Here is a 4,544-nt window from a genome sequence, read left to right on the forward strand (position 1 = left end):
TCTGATGACCGCGCTCAACATGAACGGCTTTTCGCTGTCGCTGATCAGGCTCGAGGCGGAGCGCGAGGCGGCGCTGCTGGCGCCGGTCGGCCCGCATGCCTGGCTGCCGGCCAGCCCGGTGCGCCCGCCGGTCGTGGTGGCCACAGCCCAGCCGGCAGGTCGCGACATCGCCAAAGCGGCCAGCCGTGACGCCGGCGCCGAGCGGCTGATTGCTGCGGTCTGCGAGAAGCTGATCTCGCTCGAGGAGGCTCTGAATGGCCTCGACGCCAAAGCCGGCGACGGCGACACGGGATCGACGGTGGCGACCGGCGCACGCAGCGTGCTCGACCGCGTCGACACGCTGCCGCTTGCGGACAAGGCCGCAACTCTCGCCACAATCGGCGATACATTGGGAACTTCCATGGGCGGTTCCAGCGGCGTGCTTTTGTCGATCTTCTTCACGGCTGCCGCGCAGTCGCTCAACGGCGGCGCGCCGCTCAGCAAGGCGCTGCTCGCCGGCCTTGACCGCATGACCTTCTACGGCGGCGCGAAGCTCGGCGACCGCACAATGGTCGACGCCCTGGAGCCGGCTCTGAAGGCGCTCGACACGAACGGGCTGGAGGCGGCTGCTTCGGCCGCGCGGAGCGGCGCGCAGGCGACGGCGGCGATGCAGAAGGCGAAGGCCGGTCGCTCGGCCTATATCGGCCGCCAGCTTGACATAGCGGATCCGGGCGCGTTTGCAGTTGCCGAGGCGTTCGCGGCCGTGGTGGCCATGTTCGCCCCGGCATGAAGGACAGGCGATGGCCGCATCCGATTTCTCACAATTGATCGCGGCGACTGCGGATACGATCGCGGCGCATGCCGACGAGCTGACCGCGCTCGACCAGGCGATCGGCGACGGCGACCATGGTCTGAACATGAAGCGCGGCTTCGATGCGGTGCGCGCCGAAAAGGCCGCAATCGCGGCAAAACCGCTGCCGGACGCGCTGACCGCGGTCGGCACCAAGCTGGTGATGACCGTCGGTGGAGCCTCCGGCCCCTTGTTCGGTACTCTGTTCATGGCGCTCGGCAAGGAACTGTCCGCCACGCCCGACCGCGCCGCGCTGACAGCGGCGCTGGGCAAGGCGATCGAGGCGGTTTCGGCGCGCGGCAAATCGCAGCCGGGGCAAAAAACGATGCTCGACGTGCTGCAGCCGGTGTATGAGGCACTGGCGCAGGGCAAGACGGCTGGCGCAATCGCAGACGCCGCCGACAGGGCGGCCGAGGCCACCGTGCCGATGAAGGCCTTGCGTGGGCGCGCCTCTTTCCTGGGGGAGCGCTCGATCGGGCATATGGACGCCGGGGCGCGGTCGACCGCGCTCTTGGTGCGCGCAGTCGCTGAAGCAATCGAGGGTTCTTGATGAGCAATGTCGGTATCGTCATCGTCTCGCATTCGCCGCTGGTCGCCGAAGGCACGGCCGACATGGTGCGCCAGATGGTGGGCGACGAAGTGCCGCTTGCATGGTGCGGCGGAAACGGCCATGGCGGGCTGGGCACCAGCGTCGAGGCGATCATGGGCGCGATCGAAAAGGCCTGGTCGGAAGCGGGCGTCGCCATCCTGGTCGATCTCGGCGGCGCCGAGACCAACAGCGAGATGGCGGTGGAAATGATCGGCGAGCCGCGCTCCCGCAGAATAGTCGTCTGCAATGCGCCGATCGTCGAGGGGGCGGTGATGGCGGCGACGGAATCGTCCGGCGGCGCATCGCTCAAGGAAGTGGTGGCGACGGCGCATGAATTGTCGCCGTCGTGAGTGAACGGGAATCGACTGAATGTCCGCATCCGCCGAAGCCACGGTTCTGATCACCCACGAGGTGGGCCTGCACGCGCGCCCTTCGGTGAAGTTCACCAAGCTCGCCAAGTCGTTCGCGGCCGAGGTGGAGGTGGCAGTCGCCGCCAACGGCCCCTGGTTCGATGCCAAGAGCATCGTCAAGGTCATGGCGGCCAAGGCGCCGAAAGGAACCGTGCTGCACATAAGGGCGCGAGGCGACGGCGCAAGCAACGCGGTCGAAGCGCTGGTCGGCCTGGTGCAGCGCGACTTCGACGAGGATGCTGACCATGCCCGCTCCGCTTGAGCCGGGTCTGCCGCCCTCTCAATCCGCAAGGAATGCGGGCTATGCGGATTGAGGGCATCCCTGCCTCTCCCGGCTACGCCGAAGGGCCGCTGTTCAACCTCGACCGTCCACCGGCTGCTTATGTGACCAAGGCGAGCGAGGCGGAGGAGAAAGCAGCGCTGAAGGCGGCCATCGGCAAGGCGGTGAGCCGGCTGACTTCGATTGTCGAGACGGCCGATCGCGATGCCGCCGGCATCCTCGAATTCCACATCGCCATGCTGGAGGACGTCGCGCTGAGCGCGCCCGCCTTCGCGGCGCTCGGCTCCGGAGAGCCGGCCGACGCCGCCTGGCGGCAGGCGCTGGATGCCGAGATCGCCGGCTACGAGGCGTCCGACCAGGACTATTTCCGGGCACGCGCCGCGGACTTGCGCGACATCCGCGACCAGGTGCTGCGAGCGCTGAGCGAGGATAGCGAGACCGTGGCGCCCCTCGGCGCCATCCTCTATGGCAACGATATCGCGCCGACGCGTTTCCTCGAAACCGACTGGAGCAGAGGCGGCGGCATTGCGCTCGAGGCCGGCAGCACCGCCAGCCATGTCGCCATGCTGGCACGCTCGCGCGGCGTGCCGATGGTGGTGGGGCTTGGTGCCTTTGCGGACGAGCCCACCGGAAACGCGCTGCTCGACGCCGAGCATGGCGGCATCGTGCTCTCGCCCTCGCCGAAGGAGATCGAGGCGTTCCGGCAATCATCCTCCTCCTTCGCGGCGCGACAAGGCCAGGCGCAGACTTTTCTCGCCCAGCCGGCGGCGACCAAGGCCGGCACGTCGGTGCGGGTGCAGGTAAACATTGCCTACCCTTCCGATGTCGACGGCATCGACATTGCGACCTGTGATGGCGTCGGGCTCATGCGCACCGAATTCCTGTTCGGCAAGGCCCTGCCGGACGAGGAGACACAGTACCAAGCCTACCGCAAGGTGCTGGAATGGGCCGGAGAAAAACCGGTGACCATCCGCACCATCGATGCCGGCGGCGACAAACCGATCCCCGCCTTCACCGTCGAGGAGACCAACCCGTTTCTCGGCCTGCGCGGTATCAGGCTGTCGCTGGCGCGGAGCGACATCTTCCGGGTGCAAATCCGGGCATTGCTGCGCGCCGCCGTCCACGGCAATCTGAAGGTGATGTTTCCGATGATCGCCAGGGCCGAAGAGCACAGGCAGGCCGCCGCGTTGTTTGCGGAGGAGGAGGCCGCTCTCGCGTCGCGCGGTGTTGCGCACAAGCTGCCGCCGCTGGGCATCATGGTCGAGGTCCCTTCGGTGGCCATCGCGCCGGAGGCTTTTGCCGACGTTGCCTTCTTCTCGATCGGCTCCAACGACCTGACGCAATATGTGATGGCAGCCGCGCGTGACAACGCCGCCGTTGCACATCTCAACGCTGTCCGCCATCCGGCTGTGATGCGGCTGATCGCTTCGGTCGCGGCCTTCGGGCGCGAGAAAGGAATTCCGGTCAGCCTCTGCGGCGATGCCGGCGGCGATCCGGCCGCCATTCCGGCGCTGATTGAGGCCGGCCTGCGCGACCTATCGGTGGCTCCGGCGCAACTCGCCATGGCCAAGGCGGCCATAGCGGACGTCCCGGTGTAAGCACAGCATGGCCAGGCCAGCCAAGATACAAGAAGCCGGCGCGGAAGACGCGATCCGCGCGTATAAGACCATCCTGTCGCAAGTCATCGACCAGCGGCCTTCCGGCATGCGCCAGCGACTTGCCGATGCGCTCGGCAAGCATCGCAGTTTCGTCACGCAAATCTCCAGCCCGGCCTATTCGATCCCCATCCCGTCGAAGCATTTGCCGGCCATCTTTTCCGTCTGCCATTTCAGCCCGGCCGAGCGCGACCAGTTCCTGGCCGCCTATCACCAGGCGCATCCGGGCAAGCTGCCGGCGGCTTCGGGTCCGCGCAAGACGCGCCACGTCTCGCTCATCGTGCCGGATTTCGGCGACGACAAGCAGAACGCAGCGCTCGACCGAGCGATCAACGAATTCATCCAGAAGATCACCAGCATCGCCGGCAGGGGCAGCGGCTGAGCGAGGACCTATTCGGGAGGACTGCCATGAAGAAGTTTCTGAATTCGGTGGACACGGTCCTCACCGAAAGCCTTGATGGCTTCGTCGCCGCGCATTCCGACATCCTCGCGTTCGGCGACGAGCACAAATTCGTTCGCCGCAAGACGCTGAAACCGGGCAAGGTGGCGCTGATCTCGGGTGGCGGCTCCGGCCACGAGCCGCTGCATGGCGGGCTGGTTGGCCACGGCATGCTCGACGCCGCCTGCCCCGGCCAGGTCTTCACCTCGCCGACGCCCGACCAGATGTTCGCGGCCGCGCAAGCCGTCGACACCGGCGCCGGCTGCCTGTTCATCGTCAAAAATTATGAAGGCGACGTGATGAATTTCGACATGGCCGCCGAAATGTCGGACGGCGTTCTGC

Annotated in this window: 7 protein-coding genes; all 7 read left to right on the top strand. The window is 67.0% G+C overall.

Annotated elements, in window-relative coordinates; genetic code table 11:
* The coding region (locus EOA32_RS33540) for a DAK2 domain-containing protein (protein WP_128374014.1) at positions 1 to 769 on the top strand (769 nt) is incomplete at its 5' end.
* Positions 770 to 779: 10 nt separating this feature from the next.
* Entirely contained in the window at positions 780 to 1,379 is a 600-nt protein-coding gene (dhaL, locus tag EOA32_RS33545; RefSeq protein ID WP_067003491.1) for a dihydroxyacetone kinase subunit DhaL, read from the top strand.
* Positions 1,379 to 1,768, top strand: coding sequence for a dihydroxyacetone kinase phosphoryl donor subunit DhaM (dhaM, locus tag EOA32_RS33550; RefSeq protein ID WP_067003489.1), 390 nt, complete (start codon positions 1,379 to 1,381; stop codon positions 1,766 to 1,768). The genes dhaL and dhaM overlap by 1 nt, the downstream gene beginning before the upstream one ends.
* Before the next feature lie 19 nt (positions 1,769 to 1,787).
* Entirely contained in the window at positions 1,788 to 2,090 is a 303-nt protein-coding gene (locus EOA32_RS33555; protein ID WP_067003487.1) for an HPr family phosphocarrier protein, read from the top strand.
* 41 nt (positions 2,091 to 2,131) lie between these two features.
* A complete protein-coding gene (gene ptsP, locus EOA32_RS33560) occupies positions 2,132 to 3,706 on the top strand; it encodes a phosphoenolpyruvate--protein phosphotransferase (RefSeq protein WP_189407590.1) in 1,575 nt (524 codons plus the stop codon).
* 7 nt (positions 3,707 to 3,713) lie between these two features.
* Positions 3,714 to 4,145 carry a hypothetical protein gene (locus tag EOA32_RS33565; RefSeq protein ID WP_067324262.1) on the top strand — a complete coding sequence of 144 codons (432 nt, stop codon included), beginning with the start codon at positions 3,714 to 3,716 and terminating at the stop codon, positions 4,143 to 4,145.
* Between the two features lie 26 nt (positions 4,146 to 4,171).
* A partial coding sequence (locus EOA32_RS33570) for a dihydroxyacetone kinase subunit DhaK (RefSeq protein ID WP_189407592.1) occupies positions 4,172 to 4,544 on the top strand: 373 nt, incomplete at its 3' end.

The organism is Mesorhizobium sp. M1A.F.Ca.ET.072.01.1.1 (assembly GCF_004023325.1).
Classification (GTDB): Bacteria; Pseudomonadota; Alphaproteobacteria; order Rhizobiales; family Rhizobiaceae; genus Mesorhizobium.

Coding starts and splice junctions, on each gene's coding strand:
- dhaL (WP_067003491.1), top strand. CDS start 780: ATGGCCGCATCCGATTTCTCACAATTGATCGCGGCGACTGCGGATACG.
- dhaM (WP_067003489.1), top strand. CDS start 1,379: ATGAGCAATGTCGGTATCGTCATCGTCTCGCATTCGCCGCTGGTCGCC.
- EOA32_RS33555 (WP_067003487.1), top strand. CDS start 1,788: ATGTCCGCATCCGCCGAAGCCACGGTTCTGATCACCCACGAGGTGGGC.
- ptsP (WP_189407590.1), top strand. CDS start 2,132: ATGCGGATTGAGGGCATCCCTGCCTCTCCCGGCTACGCCGAAGGGCCG.
- EOA32_RS33565 (WP_067324262.1), top strand. CDS start 3,714: ATGGCCAGGCCAGCCAAGATACAAGAAGCCGGCGCGGAAGACGCGATC.